This window comes from Hylemonella sp. GW821-FHT10B10, assembly GCF_059415585.1.
The window spans coordinates 532,001-555,596 of sequence record NZ_JBWKNN010000001.1 but is presented as its reverse complement, the minus strand read 5'-3'; the positions used below and the strand labels follow the sequence as shown (position 1 = coordinate 555,596).

At 64.8% G+C, this 23,596-nt stretch carries 19 protein-coding genes; 14 read left to right on the top strand and 5 right to left on the bottom strand.

The window, feature by feature from the left end; all coding sequences use genetic code 11:
• Nucleotide 1: 1 nt before the first annotated feature.
• A complete protein-coding gene (locus AC07NT_RS02685) occupies nt 2–535 on the bottom strand; it encodes a cyclic nucleotide-binding domain-containing protein (protein ID WP_498597971.1) in 534 nt (177 codons plus the stop codon).
• A gap of 158 nt (nt 536–693) precedes the next feature.
• On the opposite strand from AC07NT_RS02685, the gene AC07NT_RS02680 reads away from it, so the two are divergent.
• The 6 genes from AC07NT_RS02680 to AC07NT_RS02655 all read left to right on the top strand — a co-directional run bounded on the left by AC07NT_RS02680 (nt 694) and on the right by AC07NT_RS02655 (nt 7,734).
• Nucleotides 694–1,209, top strand: coding sequence for a 3'-5' exonuclease (locus AC07NT_RS02680; RefSeq protein WP_498597972.1), 516 nt, complete (start codon nt 694–696; stop codon nt 1,207–1,209).
• Between the two features lie 136 nt (nt 1,210–1,345).
• Nucleotides 1,346–2,263: an adenylate/guanylate cyclase domain-containing protein gene (locus AC07NT_RS02675; protein WP_498597973.1), complete on the top strand. Its 918-nt coding sequence runs from the start codon at nt 1,346–1,348 to the stop codon at nt 2,261–2,263.
• A gap of 15 nt (nt 2,264–2,278) precedes the next feature.
• On the top strand, nt 2,279–4,360 hold the full coding sequence (locus tag AC07NT_RS02670; protein ID WP_498597974.1) for a PAS domain-containing hybrid sensor histidine kinase/response regulator: 2,082 nt from the start codon (nt 2,279–2,281) through the stop codon (nt 4,358–4,360).
• Nucleotides 4,344–5,009 (top strand): RluA family pseudouridine synthase, encoded by a 666-nt coding sequence (locus AC07NT_RS02665; RefSeq protein ID WP_498597975.1) that lies wholly within the window; start codon nt 4,344–4,346, stop codon nt 5,007–5,009. The genes AC07NT_RS02670 and AC07NT_RS02665 overlap by 17 nt, the downstream gene beginning before the upstream one ends.
• 126 nt (nt 5,010–5,135) lie before the next feature.
• Nucleotides 5,136–7,070, top strand: a complete 1,935-nt coding sequence (locus AC07NT_RS02660; protein WP_498597976.1) for a type IV pili methyl-accepting chemotaxis transducer N-terminal domain-containing protein — start codon at nt 5,136–5,138, stop codon at nt 7,068–7,070.
• A complete protein-coding gene (locus AC07NT_RS02655) occupies nt 7,057–7,734 on the top strand; it encodes a response regulator (RefSeq protein ID WP_498597977.1) in 678 nt (225 codons plus the stop codon). Before AC07NT_RS02660 ends, AC07NT_RS02655 begins: the two co-directional genes overlap by 14 nt.
• Before the next feature lie 15 nt (nt 7,735–7,749).
• On the opposite strand, the gene AC07NT_RS02650 is transcribed toward AC07NT_RS02655, so the two are convergent.
• The 3 genes from AC07NT_RS02650 to AC07NT_RS02640 are packed head-to-tail and all read right to left on the bottom strand — an operon-like array spanning nt 7,750 to nt 10,366.
• On the bottom strand, nt 7,750–8,685 hold the full coding sequence (locus tag AC07NT_RS02650) for an NAD(P)-dependent oxidoreductase (RefSeq protein ID WP_498597978.1): 936 nt from the start codon (nt 8,683–8,685) through the stop codon (nt 7,750–7,752).
• Nucleotides 8,682–9,365: an RraA family protein gene (locus AC07NT_RS02645; RefSeq protein ID WP_498597979.1), complete on the bottom strand. Its 684-nt coding sequence runs from the start codon at nt 9,363–9,365 to the stop codon at nt 8,682–8,684. Before AC07NT_RS02645 ends, AC07NT_RS02650 begins: the two co-directional genes overlap by 4 nt.
• Nucleotides 9,366–9,394: 29 nt before the next feature.
• Nucleotides 9,395–10,366 (bottom strand): Bug family tripartite tricarboxylate transporter substrate binding protein, encoded by a 972-nt coding sequence (locus AC07NT_RS02640; protein ID WP_498597980.1) that lies wholly within the window; start codon nt 10,364–10,366, stop codon nt 9,395–9,397.
• Between the two features lie 99 nt (nt 10,367–10,465).
• Between AC07NT_RS02640 and AC07NT_RS02635 the strand changes: the two genes are divergently transcribed.
• From AC07NT_RS02635 to AC07NT_RS02625, 3 genes are all read left to right on the top strand, one after another.
• Entirely contained in the window at nt 10,466–11,230 is a 765-nt protein-coding gene (locus tag AC07NT_RS02635; protein ID WP_498597981.1) for an IclR family transcriptional regulator, read from the top strand.
• A gap of 220 nt (nt 11,231–11,450) precedes the next feature.
• On the top strand, nt 11,451–11,945 hold the full coding sequence (locus tag AC07NT_RS02630) for a hypothetical protein (RefSeq protein ID WP_498597982.1): 495 nt from the start codon (nt 11,451–11,453) through the stop codon (nt 11,943–11,945).
• A gap of 31 nt (nt 11,946–11,976) precedes the next feature.
• Nucleotides 11,977–12,381, top strand: a complete 405-nt coding sequence (locus AC07NT_RS02625; protein WP_498597983.1) for an SseB family protein — start codon at nt 11,977–11,979, stop codon at nt 12,379–12,381.
• Nucleotides 12,382–12,579: 198 nt separating this feature from the next.
• Here AC07NT_RS02625 and AC07NT_RS02620 read toward each other — a convergent pair whose 3' ends face one another.
• The gene (locus AC07NT_RS02620; protein WP_498597984.1) at nt 12,580–13,497 is read right to left on the bottom strand and encodes a LysR family transcriptional regulator; all 918 of its coding nucleotides are present in this window, start codon (nt 13,495–13,497) and stop codon (nt 12,580–12,582) included.
• Between the two features lie 109 nt (nt 13,498–13,606).
• Between AC07NT_RS02620 and AC07NT_RS02615 the strand changes: the two genes are divergently transcribed.
• The 5 genes from AC07NT_RS02615 to AC07NT_RS02595 all read left to right on the top strand — a co-directional run bounded on the left by AC07NT_RS02615 (nt 13,607) and on the right by AC07NT_RS02595 (nt 23,593).
• The gene (locus tag AC07NT_RS02615) at nt 13,607–14,566 is read left to right on the top strand and encodes a Bug family tripartite tricarboxylate transporter substrate binding protein (protein WP_498597985.1); all 960 of its coding nucleotides are present in this window, start codon (nt 13,607–13,609) and stop codon (nt 14,564–14,566) included.
• Entirely contained in the window at nt 14,566–16,587 is a 2,022-nt protein-coding gene (locus AC07NT_RS02610; RefSeq protein WP_498597986.1) for a 4-oxalomesaconate tautomerase, read from the top strand. Before AC07NT_RS02615 ends, AC07NT_RS02610 begins: the two co-directional genes overlap by 1 nt.
• A 269-nt stretch (nt 16,588–16,856) precedes the next feature.
• On the top strand, nt 16,857–18,113 hold the full coding sequence (locus AC07NT_RS02605) for an MFS transporter (RefSeq protein WP_498597987.1): 1,257 nt from the start codon (nt 16,857–16,859) through the stop codon (nt 18,111–18,113).
• 25 nt (nt 18,114–18,138) lie between these two features.
• Nucleotides 18,139–19,770, top strand: a complete 1,632-nt coding sequence (locus AC07NT_RS02600) for an MFS transporter (RefSeq protein ID WP_498597988.1) — start codon at nt 18,139–18,141, stop codon at nt 19,768–19,770.
• Nucleotides 19,771–19,795: 25 nt separating this feature from the next.
• The gene (locus tag AC07NT_RS02595; protein WP_498597989.1) at nt 19,796–23,593 is read left to right on the top strand and encodes a nitrate reductase subunit alpha; all 3,798 of its coding nucleotides are present in this window, start codon (nt 19,796–19,798) and stop codon (nt 23,591–23,593) included.
• Nucleotides 23,594–23,596: the final 3 nt, after the last annotated feature.

Sequence of the window (23,596 nt, the reverse complement as noted above, 5' to 3'; positions counted from 1 at the left end):
CTCAGCGTTTCTTGAGTTCGGCCAGCATGACGCTGGACTCACCCAGGCGGCCCGCCAGGATGCGCGCGATATTGCGGTAGATGGCCGAGGCGCTCTCGGCATTGGCGTCGATGAGTTCGCGGTAAAAGCGCATGGCCACCAGCGCCCCCAGGGCGCGCACCGTGGCCGAGCGCACATCGTTGCCGACCAGGGCCATCTCGCCGAAGCACTCACCGGGGCCCAGACGCACGAGCTCCACCGGTTTGCCGTCGCGCAGCTTTTCGACCACCACTTCGCCGGCGATCAGCACGTAAAAGGAGTTGCCCATGTCACCTTCGCGGAAGACCGCCTCGCCCGCGGCAACGGTGAAGTGCTCGCCTGTGGCCAGGGTGTCCAGCAGGCAGGGCTGGCTCATCCCGGCAAAGATGGGCACCTTCTGTGCAATCTTCTGGATGATCGCCGGATCGAGCTTGAGCGTCGGGGCCGTGCGCTGCGGCAGCACCTCGGCGCGCAAGGCCCCGGCGATGTTCTGGACGATGGCTGGATCGATGCTCATGCTCTGATGTCCCTTGTGATTCCCCACGCTGGCGGCGCATGCCGCGCCTCCTCACGCATCTTACACAGGGGCAGGCGCCACGGGTGGGGTTTTACAGACAGGGAATCCGCGGCCGTGCAGGATTGCGCGCCGGGGCGGGCCTGCCCATAATGGCACCGATGAAGCCCGAGATCGAGGCACCGCCCGCCGTGCTGGACGTGGAAGCGTCCGGCTTCGGCCGCGACAGCTACCCCATCGAGGTCGGCTACGCCCTGCCCGACGGCCGTGTCTTCTGCACCCTGATCCGCCCCGAACCGCACTGGACCCACTGGGACCCCCAGGCCGAGCAACTGCACCAGATCCCCCGCCCCGCCCTGGAGCGCCGCGGCCGACCTGCGGCCGAGGTGGCGATCCTGCTCAATGAGCAGCTCCAGGGGCGTACGGTCTACACCGATGGCTGGAACCACGACTACACCTGGCTGGCCCTGCTGTTCGACGCGGCCGGCCTGCGCCAGCGCTTCAAGCTGGAGAACCTGCGGGCCCTGCTGCAGGAAGACGAGGCCGACCGCTGGCACGCCATCAAGCGGCAGGTGGTCGGTGAACGCGGGGCGCAGCGCCATCGCGCCAGCGCCGATGCCCGCCTGCTGCAGCTGACCCTGCAGCGCGTGCGCCAGGGGGCCACCCTGCCGACCTGAGACCTGGAACCGCCCGCATCCGGGCCCGGGCCTGCCCGTATACTCGCTGCTGATATGGACCGGGGCCACCGCGGCGGGTACGCGGGGCGTGGGCCGGCATAATAAGCACACTCACACTCTCCAAGATCCCGCTCGCATGGCTGTCCTCACCATCGTCTTTGCCGACCTGACCGGAAGCACCGGTCTGTTCGAGGCATTGGGCAATGCCAAGGCCGCCGAGGTGGTGACCCGTACCACGCACTGGATCGGCAAGCTCTTCCAGGCGCGCGGCGGCCGGGTCATCAAGTACCTGGGCGACGGCGTGCTCGCGTCCTTCGGCGACAACCAGGCCGCCGTGCTGGCCATGGTGGAGATGCAGCGCATGCAGCGCGAACGCAGCGGCAGCCTGCCCGGCATGAGCAAGATGCAGATCAAGGTGGGCCTGGCGCGTGGCGAAGTGGTCGAGCAGGACGGCGACTGCTTCGGCGACGCCGTCAACATGGCCTCGCGTCTGAGCGACCTGTCCGGCGCCGAGCAGATCTTTGCGTCAGAGAGCGTGATCGACGCGCTCTACGGCGACGGCGAAATCAACTTCCGCAACCTCGGTCCCATGGACATCCGGGGCAAGAGCGAGCCGGCCACGGTCTACCGCATCGACTGGCAGCGCGAAACCACGTCCGAGATCATGACCATGCAGGCCGGCCTGGAAACGGTCGGTGCGCCGACCAGCCGCCTGCCCAGCACCATCGAGCTGACCTGGCGCGAGCACAACATCCTGTTCGAGGCCATGGACATGCCGGTCTTCCTCGGCCGCGGCAACGACGCCCAGTTCAGCGTGCTGGACCCGCGCGTCTCGCGCCTGCATGCCCGCCTGGACCGCCGCGGCGAACTCTTCGTGCTCTCGGACATCAGCAGTTACGGCACCTGGGTACGTTTTGCCGGCTCCACCGCCGTGATCTCGCTGCGCCGCCAGGAATGCGTGCTGCTGGACAAGGGCGAGATGGCGCTGGGCGCCTCTTTCGACGATCCGACCGCGCCGGTCGTCAGCTTCTGGTTCACCAACAAGAACAATTGAACCGGTCCTAGCGCCATGTCCCGCCGGGCCCTACCCAAGCTGATCGACGATCTGCGTGCCTACCAGGCCGAACTGGAAGCGCAGAACAGCGCGCTTGAATTCAGCCGCATCGCCGCCGAGGGCGCCTCCGAACGTTTCGAATCCCTGTTCTCCAACGTGCCCCTGGGGCTCATGGTGGTCGACGAATTCGGCATGGTGGAGCAGAGCAATGCCATGGCGCTCAAGCTCTTCCGCCCCAAGGAAACCGACCCCCCCCTGAACTTCCTGCTGCCCCTGGTCACCCCCGACCACGTCGAGCGCGTGCAGCACTCGCTGGACGAGGCCAAGCTGCAGGGCCACAGCGACACCAACGAAGTGGTCTTCTCCAGCGGCCTGGAAGCCCGCTTCACGGGTGACCTGCACATCGCGCGCATCCAGTACTCGCAGGACCGCGATCTCACCCATTTCATCTGCGCGGTGATCGACCAGGGCCCGCTGCTGACCGAGCGGCGCGCCCTGCAGGAACGCCGCCGCGCCCTGCAGGAAAGCGCCCTGGCCCTGCAGCAGCGCAACGAGGAACTGCGCCTGAGCGAGAACCGCCTGGCCGCCATCATCAACTCCTCGCTCGACGCCATCATCTGCGTCGACGCCGAGCAGCGCATCACCGTCTTCAACCCGGCTGCCGCCGCGCTGTTCCAGTGCCCGCCGGAAGAAGCGCTCAAGACCTCGCTGGGGCGTTTCCTGCCCGAGGCCATTGCCGCCATTGCCGCCACCCGCCTCTCGACCCAGGCCACGCTGGGCGAGGTGAGCGGGTGCACCGCCGAGGGCCTGCCCCTGGCGCTGGAGGTCAGTGTCTCGCGTGAACGCCAGCCCGAGGGCGATGGCGACATCACCACCGTCTTTGCACGCGACCTCACGGCGCGCCGCCAGATGGAGGCACAGCGCAACATCCTCGAAGCCCAGCTGCGCGAGGCGCACAAGATGCAGGCCATCGGCACGATGGCCGGAGGTATCGCGCACGATTTCAACAACATCCTGGGCGCCATCCTCGGCAACGTCACGCTGGCACGCCAGGACGCCGAGGCCGACTCCCCGGTGCAGGTCAGCCTGGGCGAAATCGAGAAAGCCGGGCGCCGCGGGCGCGACCTGGTGCGCCAGATCCTGACCTTCAGCCGCAACGAGACCCCCAAGCGCCACCCCATCCAGCTCGTCGAGGTGGTGCAGGAATCGGTGCGCCTCATGAAGGTCACCCTGCCGCCCACGGTGGATCTGCAGGTGCGTCTGCGCGAAACGCCGGCCGTGCTGGCCGACGCCACCCAGGTCGAGCAGGCGCTGATCAACCTGTGCACCAACGCCATCCACGCCATCGGCGGCACACGCGGCACGGTCAGCATCGAACTCAACAGCGCGAACCCCGACTTCCTGGAGTGCCAGCGTCTGGGCCTGTCCGACGGACGCTACGTGACCCTGGCCGTGCGCGACAGCGGCAGCGGCATGGAGCCCGAGACCCTGCAGCGCATCTTCGAACCCTTCTTCACCACCAAGCCCGTGGGCCAGGGCACGGGCCTGGGTCTGGCCGTGGTGCACGGTGTCATGCGCACCCACCTGGGCACGGTGGACGTGAGCAGCACGCCGGGCGAGGGCAGCGAGTTCACACTCTATTTTCCGGTGGCCGACGCCGATGACGACATACCCTCGGTCCCGGCCGAGCCCACGCGCCTGCAGACCGTGATGGGTTTCGGCCGCCACGTGATGTACGTGGACGACGACAAGGCCCTGTCCTTCCTGGTCGAGCGCGTGCTGGGGCGGCGCGGCTTCAAGGTCAGCGCCTACACCGACCCGCAGGCTGCCCTGGCCGCACTGCGCGCGCAGCCCGACGAGTACGACCTGCTCGTGACCGACTACAACATGCCGGGTTACAGCGGGGTGGAGCTGCTCAACGACGCGCGCCGCATCCGCCCCAAGCTGCCCATGGCCCTGGCCTCGGGTTACATCACCCCCGAGATCGAGGCCGCCGCGCTGGACGCCGGCGCCCGCGCCCTGATCCACAAGCCCAACGACGTCTCGGAGCTGTGCGATACCGTGCAGCGCCTGATCCAGGGTGAAGGCCAACGTTGAAACACAGGGCATCGTCTGCCTGCATGCAGACGATGCCCTTCTGGTGCTGGACAAACCGGCCGGCCTGCTCTCGGTGCCCGGGCGCGGCGCCGACAAGCAGGACTGCGCCAGCACCCGCGCCCAGTCACAGTGGGCCGACGCACTGATCGTGCACCGGCTGGACATGGCCACCTCGGGCCTGTTGCTGATGGCACGTGGCCCCGAGCTGCAACGCACCCTGAGCATGGCCTTTGAATCTCGCGAGGTGCACAAGCGCTACATCGCCGTGATTGCCGGCCACCTGGCTGCGCCCGCAGGCGCGTGGGGCGAGATCGCCCTGCCCCTCATGAGCGACTGGCCGAACCGCCCGCGACAGAAGGTCGACGCGCAAGGCAAGGCCAGCCTGACCCGTTGGCGCGTGCTCGCACATGAGGAAGACGCGCAGGGCCGGCCCCGGACCCGGCTGGAACTGGAGCCCGTGACCGGCCGCACCCACCAGCTGCGTGTGCACTTGCAGGCCATCGGCCACCCCATCCTCGGTGATGCGCTGTACGCCGACGCAGACAACCTGGCACGCAGCCCGCGCCTGCTGCTGCACGCCAGCGAGCTTGCGCTCGCCCACCCGCTCACCGGCGCCACCCTGCACTGGCGCAGCCCGCCGCCTTTCTGAGAGCCGCTCGCCCGGCCAAGGCCGCCTCAGCGGGGCTATTGCGCCGTCATTTGACTCAGATCAAGATTCGGACCCACCCGGCCGGGCCCATCGGCGGCACACTGGTGGTCCCTGACCGGGATCACCATGACACCGCGCAAACAACGCAGCCTGGCCGCCAAACTGACGCTGGCCGGCACCCCCTTTCTGCTGATGGCCCTGCTGGCCACGGCGGCCACGCTGTGGGTGTCCTGGCAGCTGGACGGCGGCGCCGCCGCCGTCAACGAGGCCGGCAGCATGCGCATGCAGGCCTACCGCATGTCGCTGAGCCTGGGCACGGGCCAGACCGACGAACTGCCGGAGCTGGTGCAGACTTTCGAGGGCAGCCTGGCCGTGCTGCGCCAGGGCGACCCAGAGCGCCCGCTCTTCGTACCCTGGGACGATACGGTGCAGGCGCGTTTTGGCGTGATCGAGCAGGACTGGCAAGGCTTTCGCCAGCTGCTGATCGGCCCGGCCACACCCGCGCAGCCGCAGCAGCTGCGCGAGATGACCATCGCCTTCGTCGGTCACATCGACGCCTTCGTGCGCGGCATCGAAACCCACATCTCCCGCTGGACCGCCATCCTGCACCTGCTGCAGACCACGCTGATGGCCCTGGTCATCCTGGGCACCGTGGTGATGCTCTACATCGGCCAGTCTCTGGTGCTCGAACCCGTGGGCCTGCTCAAGCGCGCCATCGAGAAGATCCAGGGCGGCGACTTCGACGCCCGTGTGGACCGCGTCAGCAGCGACGAGTTCGGCACCCTGGCCGAAGGCTTCAACGACATGGCCGCGCACCTGCAGTCCATGTACCGCCACCTGGAGGCCAAGGTGGCCGAGAAGACCGCCGAGCTGGAAGAAAAACGTGAGCGCCTGGCCAGTCTGTACGAGGTCACCGCCCTGGTGGCGCGCGCCACCACGCTGGACGAACTGGCCCAGGGTTTCGTGCGCAGCATCCAGCGCATCGCGCACGCCGACGGCGTGGCCCTGCGCTGGTCCGACCAGAGCAACCAGCGCTACCTGATGCTGGCCGCCCAGGGCCTGCCCGCCGAGATGGTGGAGGCCGAGCACTGCATCCACAAGGGCGACTGCCACTGCGGCGCCGGTATGACGGAAGACGCCAGCCTGCGTGTCATCCCCATCCACGCCCTGGGCGACACGCGCGAGCGCCTGTGCGGCCAGGCCGGCTACGAATCGCTGGTCAACATCCCGGTGCGCCTGCACGACCGCCTCATGGGCGAGGTGGACCTGTTCTTCCACGCCCGCACCGACCCCTCGGCCGCCGAGCGCTCGCTGCTCGAAGCCCTGGCCAGCCACCTGGCCGGCGCCATGGAAAACCTGCGCCTGAACGCGCTGGAGAAGGAAGCCGCCGTCTCGCAGGAGCGCCACCTGCTGGCACGCGAACTGCACGATTCCATCGCCCAGTCCCTGGCCTTCCTCAAGATCCAGGTGCAGCTCATGCGCGACGCCCTGGCCACGGGCGACCGCCAGGCCATGGGCCTGGTGCTGGAGGAGATCGACGCCGGCGTGCGCGAAAGTTATGGCGATGTGCGTGAGCTGCTCATGCACTTCCGCACCCGCACCAACACCGAAGACATCGATACCGCGCTCACCACCACCCTGCACAAGTTCGAGTTGCAAAGCGGCCTGAAGGCGCACCTGCAGATGCAGGGCCAGGGCCTGCCGCTGGCGCCGGACCTGCAGATCCAGGTGCTGCACATCGTGCAGGAAGCCCTGTCCAATGTGCGCAAGCACGCGCGTGCCAGCCAGGTCTGGCTGGACGTGCAGCAGCAGCCCGAGTGGCGCTTCGAGGTGCGCGACGACGGGCGCGGTTTCGACTGGGACGACGACAGCATCGACGACAGCCACGTGGGCTTGCGCATCATGCGCGAACGCGCCGAACGCATCGGCGCGCGCGTCGAACTCATCTCCACACCCGGCGCCGGCACCTCCGTGGTGCTCACCCTGCCAGCCCAGCTGGTGGCCGCCCGCGCATCCTCGCTAGCCCCTTCCACTGCGGTCCTGGAACATGTCCCGAGCTGAACGCATCCGCATCCTGGTGGTCGACGACCACACCCTGTTCCGCCGCGGCCTCACGGCCCTGCTGGCGCGTGAGAGCGCTTTCGAAGTGGTGGGAGATGCCGCCGACGCCGGCGAGGCCCAGCGCCGTGCGCAGGAACTGCAGCCCGACCTGATCCTGCTGGACAACCACCTGCCCGGCGTGCGCGGCGTGGACGCCCTGCCCGCCCTGCGCGAGGCCGCGCCGCAAGCGCGTGTGCTCATGCTGACCGTCAGCGAAGATGAACAGGACCTGGGCAACGCCCTGCAGGCCGGCGCCGCCGGCTACCTGCTCAAGACCATCGAAGGCGATGCGCTGAGCGCCGCCATCCACCGTGTCATGCAAGGTGAAAAGGTGGTGGCGCCCGAGATGACCAGCAAGCTGGTCTCGGCCTTCCAGAACGGCAAGCCCGTCGCCCCGGCAGCAGCGCCCGCCACTCCGGCCCAGACCCTGCTGCGTCAGCTATCGCCCCGCGAACGCGACATCCTGCGCGGCATCGCCCGTGGCGCCAGCAACAAGGAGATCGGCGCCGATCTCGGCATCGCCGAAACGACGGTCAAGATCCACGTGCAGCACGTTCTGCGCAAGCTGGATGTCAGTACACGCGTGCAGGCAGCGGTGCTGGCGACCAGCGCAGGCGTGAGTTGAGGCCGGCTGCAGGCCCTAGCCGCGCAGGACGGCCAGCAGGTTTTCCACGGACCCCACACCCATCTTGACGTAGGCGTCTGCCGTGACACCGCCGATGTGCGGGCTGAGCACGATGCGCTCCTCCCCCTGGAAAGGGTGCCCCGCGGTCATGGGCTCCACTGCAAAGCTGTCCAGGCCGGCCGAGGCAAGCTGGCCCGAGCGCAGCGCATCGAGCAACGCGGTCTCGTCGATCAGCCCGCCGCGTGCCGTGTTCACCACGATCGCCCCGGGCTTGCACAGGGCCAGCGTGCTGCGGTTCAGCATGTTGCGGTTCTCGTCGGTCAACGGGCAGTGGAAGGAGATCGCATCCGATGTCCGCCACAAGGTGTCCAGGTCCACCTTCTCCACCCCCGGCGGAAATGCCCGCGCATAGGGATCGAAGCCGATGACACGCATGTCCATGGCCTGGACCATCCTGGCGAATCGCAGGCCGATGGCGCCCAGACCGACCAGACCGATGGTGCGGCCACCCAGCTCCTGGCTCTTGTGTGTGGCCTTGTCCCACAGACCTCCATGCATGCGCGCGTTCAATTTCGGCACGGACTTGGCGCAAGCCAGCAGCAGTGCCAGGGCCTGCTCGGCCACGGCCGCGGCATTTGCCCCGACCGCGGCGCGCACCTGCACCTGGCGCGCCTGGGCCGCGGCCTTGTCGATGGTGTCGGTACCGCTGCCGTGTTTGGAGATCACGCGCAGTGCAGGCGCGGCACCGATGGCCCTGGCGCCCACGGCGCCGTAGCGCACGATGATGGCCACGGGGTTGTACCGGGCACACAGCGCCACGATGTCGTCCTCGGTCGGCGTCTTGCCCGTATAGATCACCTCGAAATCCCGCAGCAGTTCCAACGCCTGTGGCGCCAGATCAGCAGCCGTGACCAGCACCACCGGCTTGCCCGCTTCAGTCGCCACGCTCACAGGCGCTCCCCCTCTTTCAGGACGCCGGCAGCGCGCAAGGCGGCATCGAGCCATTTGGCGGCGGTATCGCCCTTGTGGATGCCCGCGATGCGCTCGGACTCGTCCTTGACCTTCTTGGCCGCCAGGGGCAGCAGCGATGCGATCTTGTCGCGCTCGACCACGACCACGCCGTCCGCATCGCCCAGAACGAAGTCACCGGGATGCACTGTCACTCCGCCTACCGTGACGGGATGGCCGATACGGCCCGGCACCAGCTTGGTCGGGCCATTCGGATTGGTGCCGACGCTGAACACCGGATAAGCCATCTCCTCGAGCTCCAGCGCATCCCGCACGGAGCCGTCGATCACGACGCCGGCGATGCCAAGCTTGCGGCAGGCCGTGATCATGATGGTGCCCATGAGCGCGGCGGTCTGGTCGCCCTTGCCGTCGATCACCAGCACATCACCCGGCTTGGCCAGGGACATGGCGGCGTGGATCATCAGGTTGTCGCCGGGGCGGACTTCCACCGTCAGGGCGGTGCCTGCCATCTTCATGCGGGGATGCAGGGCACGTATGCGCCCGTGCAAGGCACCGCGCCGGCCGGCCACGTCGGCCAGGATGGCCGCCTGGTAGGCGGCGGCCTGCGCCACGATCTGCGGCGAAACGCGTTCGAAGTCGCGAATGATGTCGGGTGTTGTCATGGTGTTGTCGATTCCTTGTAAATGGGAGTTCAGTCGATCTTTGCGCCGGATTCCTTGACGACGGCGCCCCAGCGGACCATGTCCTCCCGGACCAGCCTGGCGAACTGTTCCGGCGTGCTGCCGGCCACGTCGGCGCCCTGGTCGCCCAGCTTCTTCTTCAGTTCGGGGGTTTGCAGGGCCTTGTTGATCTCGGCATTCAGGCGGGCGGTGATGTCCTTGGGCAGATTGGCCGGGCCGAGCACGCCGAACCAGGTCACGGCCTCAAACCCCTTGTAGCCTGACTCGGCGATGGCGGGGACCTGCGGCAGGTCGTCCACCCGCTTGAGCGAGGTCACTGCCAGCGCGCGCAACTTGCCGCTCTTGATATGCGCGATCAGGGTGGGAATGGAGGAGACATAGACATCCACCTGGCCCCCGATCACGTCGTTGAGGCCTTGTGCCGCGCCCTTGTAGGGAATGTGCGTGAGCTTGATGCCCGCCTCTTTCTTGAAGAGCTCCGTGGCCAGGTGCGCCACGGTGCCATTGCCGGAGGTGGCGAAGTTGATCTGGTCCGGGCGTGCCTTGGCTGCGGCCACCAGATCGGCCAATGTGCGAAACGGCGAGTTGGCCGAGACCACGAATGCCAGCGGTGCACTGGCAACCATGGAGATGGGAGTCAGGTCCTTGACCGGGTCGTAGGGCAGCTTGTTGTACAGGCTGGGATTGATCGCCAGGTTGCTGGTCTGTCCCAGCACGAGGTTGTAGCCATCAGCGGCAGACTTCGCAATGTTGTCGATGCCGATGTTGCCGCCGGAGCCGGGCTTGTTGTCGACGATGAAGATCCATTTGCTGGCCTCGGCCATTTTCTGGGTCAGCTCGCGGCCGATGATGTCGGTGCCGCCCCCGGCGGGAAACGGCACCACCAGACGGATCGGCTTGCCGGGCCAGGCCTGCGCATGCGCCAAGGCGGTGACCAGGGTCGAGAGGGCCAGGCCCATGATGGCGCGACGGGAAAATTGCATGGTTCGTGTCTCCTGTGTGCAGGCGAGCGACTGTCGCCATGGGTTCGCACTCTAGACGCAAGGTGCGTCCCATACAATGACGTTTCAACCAATGAAACGATGTCCATGGTGCGCAATCCCCCCAAAGAGGATCCCGACGAGAAGGAAGGGGGCGTCATCGCCGTCACGCGAGCCCTCTCGCTGCTGGAGACCTTCCGGGTCGGCGAGGCCACGCTGACCCTGGCGGAAATGAGCCGCAGGGCAGGCATGCACAAGACCACCACCTTGCGCCTGGCCCGAACGCTCGCCCTGTCCCACTACATGGTGCAGGCAGAAGACGGCCAGTGGCGCCTGGGGCCCGCGACCGGCTGGCTGGGGGCGCGCTACCAGGCGGGCTTCGACGTCAACAATGCGGTGGAACCGGTGCTGCGCGAGCTGGCCCAGCTCACAGGAGAGAGTGCGACCTTCTATGTGCGGGAGGGAAAGATCCGCGCCTGCATCGCCCGCGTCGAAGGCTCGCAGGCGGTGCGTCACCACGTGCGCACCGGAGAACGCCTGCCCCTGGACCGGGGCGCCCCCGGGCGGGTCATCCTGGCCTTCAGCGGCGAACGCGGTGAACCTTACGAATCGATCCGCAAGCGCGGTTATCACCTCTCACTGGGAGAGCGCGAACCCGAGGTGGCCAGTGTGGCTGCCCCGGTCTTCGGACTCAACTGGCGCCTGCTGGGCTCCATGTGCATCTCGGGCCCCGCCTCCCGGCTGACCGCGGCCAGGCTGGAGAAATACGCCAAGAGTGTGATCCGCGCCGCCAATGAACTGTCATATGCCCTGGCCGGCAGCCGCTCGGCGGACACGCCGCCGGTCATCTCCAACTGGCATCCCTGAGGTCTTTGGCATCGCCGGGGCCTGGGTCAAAATCCACGTGCAGCACGTGCCAAGCAAGCAGGATGTGAGCACACGCCTGCAGGCAGTCGTTCTGGTGGCCGGTAACAGTCCGTGACTTGTTCAACAAATGGGGCCGAAATTTGCATCCCGGCCACGGCACGGCGCGGCGTTGCATCCAGCGCACGTAGAATAAAAGCGTCCACTCGCACTGATTAACGCCGTGTTGAAACCCGAGTTCCGCCCCTCCCAACTTCCAGAGTTCACCCCGCCGCAGCCGCCGCATACGGCGCTCAAGAGGGCTGCAGCCGAATTCGCACTGGTCGCGCTCGCCGCCGGCGTGGGACTGCTCTATGCGCTGCTGACCAGCTACCTGACACGTCTCGCGCTGGCGCCTGCTTTCGCCATCGGTGTGCTGCTGGCCATGCACCTGGGCCTGGTGCTCGTCGCCAGGCAACGGCTGGGCCTGTGGCTGGGCCTGATCGGGCTGTCGATCACCGTGCTGGCGGTGCTGGCCGTCTCTGCAGCAGCCGGCATGGCCGACCCCAGTGACCATGCAAGCCCGGCAGGCGGCTACCTCCCCCTGAACCCCGCTCCCGCGCACAACTGGATCGTGCGTAGCGTCCTGGATATCGCCGAAAACACCGCCCCCATCGTGGTGATCGTCAGCGCCCTCATCAGCAGCTGGTTCGCCGTGCACAACGCCCGGCCGAGATAGCCAGCGGGGAGACCCGCTAGCCCGCCACACCATGAACCAGCCCTTCGAACCGCTCAACGAACTTGAGCGGGACTTGGTGGCTGCTCAGCAAAACCAGATGCCGGTGACTGGCTTTCTGCAGACACTGCAGGCATCGAAGGTTTTCATCCTGATCGACCGGGAACCCGGCCCCGGCAATGTCTGGGACAGCGGCGCGGCGCCCATGGTGCTCTCCAATGCCGGGAAGACACCTTTCCTGGCCCTGTTCACGGCACCTGAACGCGCCGGCGAGTGGTCGAAACGCCAGACCGCTTTTAGCGTCGGACTGTCCACGGATTTCGCTAGCTTGCTCGAGGGCATGGCACCGGACCTGGGCATCGTCATCAACCCCGGTCTCCAGGTTGGGTTTGAAATGCAGCCCTCGACTGTCGCTCGGCTCAGGACGCAAGCCAGGTAGACCCGGCCCACACATCAAGGCCGCCCACTTTTCCAATTGGGCCGAGTGGGCCCCGCGCATTTGCGCGGCGCTCCAGGTAAGTCATCGGATATCTGCGCGCGGTACTGCGAGCATGCTCTATCGGCCAAAAACGAACACTCAGGCTTCGCGCCGATCGCTGTCGCACGATGAACCTCTTCGGGACGTCCCTCTTGACGATCAACGGCTCGTGAGCAGACGCCGTTTGCGCAGGGCTTCGTACAGATGTTCATGGAACATGCTTGCCGCCGGTCGCAAAGTGGCTCCCTGCTTTCGCAGCAAGCCAAGGCTACGGGAGATCGTGGGTTTCCGCAGCGGCAAGCCGACGACCGTGGGGTGATTGGCTGGCAGAGAAGTTCGGGGTACGGCAGCGATGCCCAGTCCGGCTTCAACCATGCCCAGCAAGGTACCAATGTGGCTCACTTCAAACGCATAGTTGGGTTTCAGCCCGACTTTGCTCATCACGTCGTCAAGTAGCTGCCGGTTGCCGCTGCTGCGCGCAACCGAGATCAGCCGTTCGGACTCAATCTGGGACCAGTTGACGCTCTGTCTTTTTGCTAGCGGGTGGTCATGACGCATGGCTACCACAAAGGGATCATCGTGGATGCCCTCAAAAGCAATTTCAGGCATCAGTGTGTGCATGAATCCGATACCAAAATCCGACTCACCCGCCAGCACGCTCTGCAAGGTCTGGTTCATGGATTCGTCGATCACACGAATTCGGATCGCCGGATATTTGGCAGAAAAGCTGCTGATGACCTGAGGCAGAAAGTAGATAGCCGCCGAGGGCACGCAGGCCACGGTCACTCGTCCGCCGCGCGTCGCAGCCATGTCCGAAATTCCCAGAATGGCAGATTCGAGATCATCTATCGCCGCTCGGGCTCGCTCCAGAAATACCCGTCCGATACTCGTCAGCTCAACGTCCCTGGTGGTCCGGTTGAAGAGGCGGGTGCCAAGAATCGACTCCAGCTTCTCGATCCGCCGACTCAACGCAGGCGGCGACAAATGAATTTGATCGGCGGCTGCGCGAAAGCTGCCCCGTTCAGCAACAGCAATGAAGGCCTGCAATTGCTGTAAATCGAAATTAATGTGTGCCATGCATCAATCATATTAAAAATTGCACTTCAATAAACAGCGGGTTTCCCGCACTATTCGCTTCGGTGGTTGCTCAGGCAACTGGAATTCGAAATAGGCGGATAGGTGAAGCATGAAAACGCTCTGGAAAATTTGCGCGACGCTGTTGCTCATTGCTGCGCATGGATGGGCTCACGCTCAGGCGGAAAAGCCCCTCACATTCGTGGTGCCGACAGCAGCCGGCGGCGGTAACGATGCCATGGCCCGAACAATTGCGCAGAAGATGGGCGTTCTGCTGAATCGGCCGGTGATTGTGGACAACCGGGCGGGAGCGAATGGCGCGATTGCAGCCGAATACGTCGCAAAGGCAGCACCCGATGGGAATACCTTGATGTTCGGGTACATCGCCACGCACGCCATGAACCCGGCTCTGCAGAAATTGCGCTATGACCCAGTCAAGGACTTCGAACCGGTAGGCCTTGTTGGGTATTCGCCCACACTGATGGTGGTCAACCCGGCGCTCAAAGTGAAGGATGTCAAAGACCTGGTGCGCTTGCTCAAGGAGAAGCCCGACTCTTTTAGCGTGGCCTCGGCGGGCAATGGCACGGCGCCGCATTTCGCAGCCGAACTATTCAAGATGGCCACGCAGACCGCGATGGTGCATATTCCGTACAAAGGATCATCGCCAGCGGTAAATGACACGATAGGCGGACAGACTCATGTCATGTTTCCCAGCCTTTTCACCGGAGTTCCATTTGTCAAGGCCGGCCGGCTTCAAGCGCTGGCGATCGCCGGTGCCAAGCGTTCGTCCGTGCTACCGGCTGTACCCACGCTCAAGGAACTGGGCATAGAAGGGGTCGAGGTCGATCAGTGGTATGCGATTTTTGCACCCTCCAAGACACCGAAAGATCAGATCCGACGGCTGAATCAGACCTTGAACCAGGTTCTGCAGGACAAGGACACCATCCAGCGCATTGAGGGGCATGGTGCCGACGTAGAGACGAGCACCCCCGAGCAATTGGGCGAAATCGTAAGCAAGGACCTGGCCAAATGGCGGCAGGTCGTTGCGAAAGCCAAGTTACAGGCTGACTAATGGACTCAATCCAACGAACCATTCCCTGCGTGCTGATGCGCGCGGGCACCTCACGGGGGCCGTTCTTTCTCAAAGAGTGGTTACCCCAGGACCCGGTAGAGCGGGACCAAGCGCTGATCGGTGCGATTGGTGCGTCGGATCCGTTGCAGCTCGACGGCCTGGGCGGCAACAGCACACTCAACAGCAAGGTGGCCATCGTTTCCCTCTCGAGCCAGCCAGATTGCGATCTGGACTACCTGTTCGCCCAAGTCGGGGTGGGGCACCAGTCCGTCGATACCCGTCCGAACTGCGGCAACATGCTTGCCGGCGTAGCACCTTTTGCGATAGAGCAGGGTCTGATCGAGGCTCAAAACGGCACGACCACTGTACGCATATATAACGTCAACACAGGGGCCAAGATCGAGGCCACTGTGCAGACGCCCGGAGGGCGTGTGATGTACGAAGGGAACGCACGCATTGACGGCGTGGCGGGCACGGCCGCCCCGATCCTGCTGAACTTTCTCGATGCTTGGGGTGCAGTCACCGGCAAGCTTTTCCCGACAGGGCAGCGAACCGAAGCCATCAATGGCGTAGCGGTCACCTGTATCGATGCTGCGATGCCTCTGATGATCGTGCGCGCCGTCGACTTCGGGCTGTCAGGGCGAGAGCGTCCGGCCGAACTTGATTCCAATGTCGACCTGCTGCAGAAGATCGAGGCCATGCGTTTGGAAGCGGGCCGCCGCATGGGTCTGGGCGACGTTTCAGGCAGTGTCGTGCCCAAGCCCGTCATCGTGAGTCCTGGTGACACAGGTGACAGCATTGTCTCGCGCTATTTCACACCGCATAGCTGCCATGCATCGCATGCCGTAACCGGTGCGATTGGCGTTAGCACTGCCTTTGCCCTGCCGGGTACAGTGGCCTCTGGCATGCAGCGTGCAAGCGGGCGCCACCTGTTGGCAGTGGTTCACCCGCAAGGGCAAATTGATATCGATGTGGAAATTGCTGGCGAGGGTGAACAGGCCGTCGTCGACAAGGCCGCCCTTGTACGCACAGCGCGCAAGATTCTGCAGGGCGAGTTGCACCTCCCTGACTACGTCTTCCCATTCAAGCCGGCGGAATCGGTGCCGCAGGCGCAAGATGGCTATCCCTCCAAGGAAATCACCATCATCGTGCCGACCAGTGCAGGCGGCGGCAACGACACCATGGCCCGTGTTTTGTCCCGAAAGCTGGGAGCTCAGCTGGGACAGACCATCGCTGTAGACAATCGAGCAGGTGCCAATGGCAGTGTCGCTGCGGAGTATGTCGCTGCGGCAAGACCGGATGGCTACACCCTGATGTTCGGTTATATCGCTACGCACGGGATCAACCCCGTTATGCAGCAGGTGCGCTATGACCCGCTTCAGGATTTCGCCGCCATCGGGCTGATCGGACATTCCCCGAGTGTGCTGGTGGTTCGGCCGGATATGGGCATACGCACCGTGAAGGCCTTTCTCGACAGGCTGAACAAACAGCCGCAGACCATGAATTACGCCTCGGCTGGAGAGGGAACAGTGCCTCACCTCTCTGCGGAAATCCTACTCGGTCGGAACCCGCAGACGGTAGACGGGATGGCCCATGAAGGCGCAGCCCCGGCTCTCAATTCAGTGGTTCGCGGACAGGCCCAATGGATGGTGCCAAGCCTTTTCAGTGCCTTGCCCTACCTCAAAACCGGCAAGTTAGTGGCTCTCGCAGTGGCAGGGCAAAAGCGCCTGCCCTCCTGGCCAAATGTGCCGACTTTCGGAGAGTTGGGTTTTCAGGAGTTGGATCTGAGCCAGTGGTACGGCCTCTTCGCCCCTGCTCGTACGCCTGCGACGACGATATCGACCCTGAATACGACGTTGAATGCTGTACTTTCCGACCAAGAGACAGTGGAGCGTCTGCTCTCCGATGGCGTACAGGTACGAACGAGTTCTCCGGCCGAGCTGCGGCAGCATGTACAGTCCGAACTGAAGCACTGGTCCAGCGTACTCCAAGGCTTTCAACTGCCCGAAAGCGTTGACTAAGTCGCCTATCCTGCTTTCGACAGTCGAATCTGTGGACATACCGCGGCTGGGTGATTGCTCCGCTTGTACTGCATCGCTTTCGGTTCCTTGCCAGCTTTGAAGGGTCGAATGCCGCCCACCAGGACATTTGATCCACCTCAAGTCCCCGACGATTAAACCGCCCGACTAGTTCTTTCGGAGGATGCCGTAGCACCCGGCAGCTACCTCCGGAGGATGGTGCTTCAACCAGCTGCTTTCTACAGTCCCCACATCCCCAAAGGAGATGTGAGATGGACAAGAACAGACAGGCGCTCTCTGTGCTGATCGTCAGCACGCTGGCCTTCACCGTGTGTTTCATGGTGTGGATGATGTTTGGTGTGATCGGCATCCCGATCAAAAAGGCACTCAACCTCAACGCGACCGAATTCGGCCTGCTCACCGCCACGCCGGTGCTCACGGGCTCGCTGATCCGCGTGCCCCTGGGCATCTGGACCGACCGCTACGGCGGGCGCATCGTCATGACCGTGCTGATGGCCATCACGGTGCCGGCGATCTACCTGATGGCCTATGCCACGGCCTACTGGCACTTCCTGGCGATCGGCCTTTTCGTGGGCCTGGCCGGTGGGTCCTTCTCGGTGGGCACGCCCTATGTGGCGCGCTGGTACCCCAAGAACCGCCAGGGTTTCGCCATGGGCGTCTACGGCGCGGGCAACTCGGGCGCAGCGGTCAACAAGTTCATCGCCCCGGCCCTGGTCGTGGCCTTCGGCTGGGCCATGGTGCCGCAGGTCTACGCGGCCATCATGCTGGGCACGGTCATCGTCTTCTGGCTCTTCAGCCACAGTGACCCGGCCCACCTGGTGCCCAGCAACGTCAAGTTCACGGACCAGCTCAAGGCCCTGAAGGACCCCAAGGTCATCAAGTACTGCCAGTACTACAGCATCGTGTTCGGCGGTTATGTGGCGCTCTCGCTGTGGATGGTCCAGTACTACGTGGGTGAGTACGGTCTGGACATCCGCGCCGCGGCCCTGCTGGCGGCCTGTTTCTCCCTGCCCGGTGGCGTGCTGCGCGCCGTGGGCGGCTGGCTCAGCGACAAATACGGCGCCCACAGCGTGACCTGGTGGGTGATGTGGGTGAGCTGGATCTGCCTGTTCCTGCTGTCTTACCCGCAGTTCGACTTCACCGTCACCACGGTCAACGGCCCCAGGACCTTCCACATCGGCCTCAATGTCTATGCCTTCACGGTGCTGATGTTCATCCTGGGCATCGCCTTCGCCTTCGGCAAGGCCAGCGTCTTCAAGTACATCAGCGACGACTACACCGGCAATATCGGCACCATCAGCGGCATCGTGGGCCTGGCCGGTGGCCTGGGCGGTTTCGTGCTGCCCATCATGTTCGGCGCCCTGCTGGACCTGACCGGCATCCGCTCCAGCGCCTTCATGCTGATGTACGGCGTGGTCTGGGTCTCGCTGATCTGGATGTACTGGACCGAGGTGCGCCGCACCGAGGTCATGGGCGACAAATCCCCCGCTTTCAGCCTCAAGGGCTGACCCCCTCTCTTTCCAAGGAACCATCATGAACACCACCACCAAGGAGTCGGGTACCACCCTCTCCGACTGGCGCCCCGAGGACGAGCAGTTCTGGGAAAGCACGGGCAAGAAGATCGCCTACCGCAACCTCTGGATTTCCATCCCCGCCCTGCTCTGCGGCTTCGCGGTCTGGGGCATGTGGGGCATCATCACCGTGCAGATGCTCAACCTGGGTTTCCCCTTCACCCAGGCCGAGCTCTTCACGCTGACGGCCATTGCCGGCATCTCGGGCGCCACCATGCGCATCCCGGCCAGCTTCCTGATCCGCATGGCCGGTGGCCGCAACACCATCTTCCTCACCACCGCCATGCTGCTGGCACCGGCCATCGGCACGGGCATCGCGCTGCAGCATCCCGAGTGGCCGCTGTGGGTGTTCCAGCTGATGGCGCTGTGGTCGGGTGTCGGCGGGGGCAACTTTGCCTCCAGCATGTCCAACATCAGCACCTTCTTCCCCAAGCGGCTGCAGGGCACGGCCCTGGGCCTGAATGCGGGTCTGGGCAACTTCGGTGTCACGACCATGCAGATCGTGATTCCGCTGGTGATGACGGTGGGCCTGCTAGGCGCCTTCGGCGGCGAGTCGCGCGCCCTGGTCAAGGACAGCGGGTGGATCTTCGGCAAGATCGCCGCGGGCACACCCACCTGGATCCAGAACGCCGGCTTCGCCTGGGTGCTCTCGCTGGTGCCCCTGTCCATCCTGTGCTGGTTCGGCATGAACAACCTCAAGACGGTCACGCCCGCCGCGGGCTCGCCCCTGACCGCCTTCGCCAAGATCACCTACCTCTATTCGCTCGCCTTCGTGCCCTCGATCGCGATGCTCTACCTCTACCTGCCGGCGCCTACCGGCCTGGGCCTGCTGAACATGTGGGTGGCGATTCCGCTGGACATCATCGCCGCCGTGCTGATGATGAAGCTCGCAGCCTTCGGCACTATGAAGGAGAACGTGGCCAAGCAGTTCGAGATCTTTCGCAACAAGCACACCTGGTCCATGACGGCGCTCTACGTCGTCACCTTCGGCAGCTTCATCGGCTTCTCCATGGCCCTGCCTCTGGCCATCACGGTGATCTTCGGCTTCAGCCACGTGCCGGACGCCGCCGGTGTGCTGACCCACACCACCAAGAACCCCAACGCGCCCAGCGCCCTGACCTACGCGTGGATCGGCCCCTTTGTGGGCGCCGCGGTACGGCCCGTCGGAGGCTGGATCTCTGACAAGGTCGGCGGCTCCATCGTCACGCAGATCATCTCGGCCATCATGGTGCTGGCTTCGGCGGCCGTGGGCTACGTGATGATGCAGGCCTACGGCTCGGCCACGCCGGAGCAGTACTTCCCGATGTTCATGGGCCTGTTCATCCTGCTGTTCGCAGCCAGCGGCGTGGGCAACGGCTCGACCTTCCGCAGCGTGGGTTTCATCTTCGACCGCCAGCAGGCCGGCCCCGTGCTGGGCTGGACCTCGGCCGTCGCCGCCTACGGCGCCTTCATCGCCCCGGTGCTGATCGGCCAGCAGATCAAGGCCGGCACGCCGCAATACGCCTTCTACGGTTTTGCCGTCTTCTACGCCGTGTGCCTGGTACTGAACTGGTGGTTCTACCTGCGCGCCAATGCCTACGTGAAGAACCCCTGAACAACAACATACCTAGGAGGCCGACATGAGCCATTTTCTCGACCGACTGAGCTACTTCTCGCAGCCGCGTGAAAACTTCTCCAAGGACCACGGTGTCACCACCGGTGAGGACCGCACCTGGGAAGACGCCTACCGCGACCGCTGGGCCCACGACAAGATCGTGCGCTCCACCCACGGTGTGAACTGCACGGGCTCCTGCTCGTGGAAGATCTACGTCAAGGGCGGCATCGTCACCTGGGAAACCCAGCAGACCGACTACCCGCGCACGCGCTGGGACATGCCCAACCACGAACCGCGTGGTTGCGCGCGTGGCGCCAGCTACAGCTGGTACCTGTATTCCGCCAACCGCGTGAAATACCCCATGGTGCGCGGGCGCCTGCTCAAGCTCTGGCGCGAAGCCCGCCTGACCCACGGGCCGGTGGAAGCCTGGGCCTCCATCGCCCAGAGCAACGCCAAACGCAAGGAATACCAGAGCGTGCGCGGCCTGGGCGGCTTCGTGCGTTCCAGCTGGGACGAAGTCAACGAGATGATCGCCGCGGCGAACATCTACACCGTCAAGAAACACGGCCCGGACCGCGTGATCGGCTTCTCGCCGATTCCTGCCATGTCCATGGTCTCCTATGCCGCCGGCTCGCGCTACCTCTCGCTGCTGGGCGGCGTGTGCATGAGCTTCTACGACTGGTATTGCGACCTGCCGCCGGCCAGCCCGCAGATCTGGGGCGAACAGACCGACGTGCCCGAGTCAGCCGACTGGTACAACTCCACCTACATCATCGCCTGGGGCAGCAACGTGCCGCAGACACGCACGCCCGACGCCCACTTCTTCACCGAGGTGCGCTACAAGGGCGCCAAGACCGTGGCCGTGACGCCCGACTACGCCGAGATCTCCAAGCTGGCCGACATCTGGATGCACCCCAAGCAGGGCACGGATGCCGCCATGGCCATGGCCATGGGCCACGTGATCATGAAGGAGTTCTACTTCGACAAACCCAGCGCCTACTTCGACGACTACGCACGTCGCTACACCGACCTGCCCATGCTGGTCATGCTCAAGGAGCAGACCAGCCCGAGCGGTGAAAAGATCCTGGTGCCCGACCGTTATGTGCGCGCCAGCGACTTCAACGGCAAGCTGGGCCAGGCCAACAACCCCGAATGGAAGACCGTGGCCATCAACGAGGACGGCAAGGTGGTCTGCCCCAAGGGCGCCATCGGCTTCCGTTGGGGTCCAGACGGCCGCGCCGATGCCGGCCAGTGGAACCTGGAGGCCAAGGAAGCGCGCCACGGCAATGACGTGAAGCTCAAACTCTCCGCGCTCGAAGGTGGCGCCAAGACGGAAACCGCGAAGATCGGCTTCCCCTATTTCGGTGGCATCGAGAGCGAGCACTTCCCCAACAACACCGCGGGTGCCGCAGCCAACAACGTGCTGGTGCGCACCGTGCCGGTCACGCGCATCTCGCTGGGCAAGGAAGGCGACAAGCGCGAGGCCCTGGTGGCCACCGTGTTCGACCTGCAGGCGGCCAACTACGGCATCGCCCGCGGCCTGCCGGGTGAACTCGCTGCCAAGAACTTCGACGAGGACACGCCCTACACCCCGGCCTGGCAGGAAAAGATCACCGGCGTGCCGCGCCAGCAGCTGATCACCGTGGCGCGCCAGTTCGCCGACAACGCCGACAAGACCAAGGGCAAGTCCATGGTCATCATCGGCGCGGCCATGAACCACTGGTACCACAGCGACATGAACTATCGCGGCATCATCAACATGCTGATGATGTGCGGCTGTATCGGCCAATCGGGCGGTGGCTGGGCGCACTATGTGGGCCAGGAGAAGCTGCGCCCGCAGACCGGATGGACCGCGCTGGCCTTCGCGTTGGACTGGATCCGCCCGCCGCGCCAGATGAACTCCACCAGCTTCTTCTACGCCCACACCGACCAGTGGCGCTACGAGAAGCTGGGCATGGAAGAGGTGCTCTCGCCCCTGGCCGACAAGAAGTTGTACGGCGGCAGCATGATCGACTACAACGTGCGCGCCGAGCGCATGGGTTGGTTGCCCAGCGCCCCGCAGCTGCAGACCAACCCCATGCAGGTGGTCAGGGAGGCAACGGCCGCCGGCATGGACCCCAAGGACTACACGGTCAAGGGCCTGAAGGACGGCACGCTCAAGATGAGCTGCGAGGACCCGGACCACCCGGCCAACTGGCCGCGCAATATGTTCGTCTGGCGCTCCAACATCCTGGGCTCCAGCGGCAAGGGGCATGAGTACTTCCTCAAGCACCTGCTGGGCACCAGCCACGGCGTGCAGGGCAAGGACCTAGGCAAGGACGAGGCCAAACCCACTGAGGTGGTCTGGCACGAGCAGGCCCCCGAAGGCAAGCTGGACCTGCTGGTCACGCTGGACTTCCGCATGAGCACCACCTGCCTGTACTCGGACATCGTGCTGCCCACCGCCACCTGGTACGAGAAGAACGATCTCAACACCAGCGACATGCACCCCTTCATCCACCCCCTGTCCACCGCGGTGGACCCGGCCTGGCAGAGCAAGAGCGACTGGGAGATCTACAAGGGTTTCGCCAAGAAGTTCAGCGAGCTCTGCGTGGGCCACCTGGGCGTGGAACGCGAAATGGTGCTCACCCCGCTGATGCACGACAGCCCGTCCGAACTGGCCCAGCCCTTCGGCGTGCAGGACTGGAAGAAGGGCGAGATCGATCTGATCCCCGGCAAGACCGCGCCCAACATGGCCGTGGTCGAGCGCGACTACCCCAACCTCTACAAGCGCTTCACGGCCTTGGGCCCGCTGATGAACAAGGTGGGCAACGGCGGCAAGGGCATCGCCTGGAACACCCAGGTCGAAGTCAAGCAGCTCGGGGAACTCAACGGTCTGGTCAAGGCCGAGGGCGTGACCTGCGGCATGCCCAAGATCGAGACCGACATCGATGCCTGCGAAGTCGTGCTGCAGCTGGCCCCCGAGACCAACGGCCACGTGGCCGTCAAGGCCTGGGAAGCGTTGGGCAAACAGACCGGGCGCGAGCACAAGCACCTGGCCCTGTACCGCGAGGACGAGAAAATCCGTTTCCGCGACATCCAGGCCCAGCCGCGCAAGATCATTTCCAGCCCGACCTGGAGCGGCATCGAGAGCGAGACCGTGTCCTACAACGCCGGCTACACCAATGTGCACGAGTTGATACCGTGGCGCACCCTGACCGGCCGCCAGCAGTTCTACCTGGACCACCCCTGGATGAGCGCCTTTGGGGAAAACCTGTCCAGCTACCGCCCGCCCGTGGACCTGAAGACCACGGCCGGCATCCACGGCATCAAGCCCAACGGCAATACCGAGATCCTGCTGAACTTCATCACGCCGCACCAGAAGTGGGGGATCCACAGTACCTACAGCGACAACCTGATGATGCTTACGCTGAACCGCGGCGGCCCGGTGATCTGGCTCAGCGAAGACGACGCCAAGAGCGCCGGCATCGTGGACAACGACTGGGTCGAGCTGTTCAACATCAATGGCGCCATCGCGGCTCGCGCGGTGGTGAGCCAGCGGGTGAACAACGGCATGGTCATGATGTACCACGCGCAGGAGAAGATCATCAACACCCCCGGCTCGGAGATCACGGGCGCACGCGGCGGCATCCACAACTCGGTGACGCGCATCGTGTTGAAACCCACGCACATGATCGGCGGCTACGCGCAGTTCAGCTACGGCTTCAACTACTACGGGACCATCGGCACCAACCGGGACGAATTCGTCGTGGTGCGCAAGATGAACAAGGTGGACTGGCTGGACACCCCGGCCACTGCCCCCAACGCCAACGTGCACGCCTGAGGA

Bases quoted from the DNA above. Each gene is read 5' to 3' on its own strand.
- AC07NT_RS02620 (WP_498597984.1), bottom strand. From the start codon at position 13,497: ATGGCACACATTAATTTCGATTTACAGCAATTGCAGGCCTTCATTGCT.
- AC07NT_RS02645 (WP_498597979.1), bottom strand. From the start codon at position 9,365: ATGACAACACCCGACATCATTCGCGACTTCGAACGCGTTTCGCCGCAG.
- AC07NT_RS02685 (WP_498597971.1), bottom strand. From the start codon at position 535: ATGAGCATCGATCCAGCCATCGTCCAGAACATCGCCGGGGCCTTGCGC.
- AC07NT_RS02680 (WP_498597972.1), top strand. From the start codon at position 694: ATGAAGCCCGAGATCGAGGCACCGCCCGCCGTGCTGGACGTGGAAGCG.
- AC07NT_RS02625 (WP_498597983.1), top strand. From the start codon at position 11,977: ATGAACCAGCCCTTCGAACCGCTCAACGAACTTGAGCGGGACTTGGTG.
- AC07NT_RS02675 (WP_498597973.1), top strand. From the start codon at position 1,346: ATGGCTGTCCTCACCATCGTCTTTGCCGACCTGACCGGAAGCACCGGT.
- AC07NT_RS02595 (WP_498597989.1), top strand. From the start codon at position 19,796: ATGAGCCATTTTCTCGACCGACTGAGCTACTTCTCGCAGCCGCGTGAA.
- AC07NT_RS02640 (WP_498597980.1), bottom strand. From the start codon at position 10,366: ATGCAATTTTCCCGTCGCGCCATCATGGGCCTGGCCCTCTCGACCCTG.
- AC07NT_RS02610 (WP_498597986.1), top strand. From the start codon at position 14,566: ATGGACTCAATCCAACGAACCATTCCCTGCGTGCTGATGCGCGCGGGC.
- AC07NT_RS02670 (WP_498597974.1), top strand. From the start codon at position 2,279: ATGTCCCGCCGGGCCCTACCCAAGCTGATCGACGATCTGCGTGCCTAC.
- AC07NT_RS02605 (WP_498597987.1), top strand. From the start codon at position 16,857: ATGGACAAGAACAGACAGGCGCTCTCTGTGCTGATCGTCAGCACGCTG.
- AC07NT_RS02615 (WP_498597985.1), top strand. From the start codon at position 13,607: ATGAAAACGCTCTGGAAAATTTGCGCGACGCTGTTGCTCATTGCTGCG.
- AC07NT_RS02635 (WP_498597981.1), top strand. From the start codon at position 10,466: ATGTCCATGGTGCGCAATCCCCCCAAAGAGGATCCCGACGAGAAGGAA.
- AC07NT_RS02660 (WP_498597976.1), top strand. From the start codon at position 5,136: ATGACACCGCGCAAACAACGCAGCCTGGCCGCCAAACTGACGCTGGCC.
- AC07NT_RS02655 (WP_498597977.1), top strand. From the start codon at position 7,057: ATGTCCCGAGCTGAACGCATCCGCATCCTGGTGGTCGACGACCACACC.
- AC07NT_RS02600 (WP_498597988.1), top strand. From the start codon at position 18,139: ATGAACACCACCACCAAGGAGTCGGGTACCACCCTCTCCGACTGGCGC.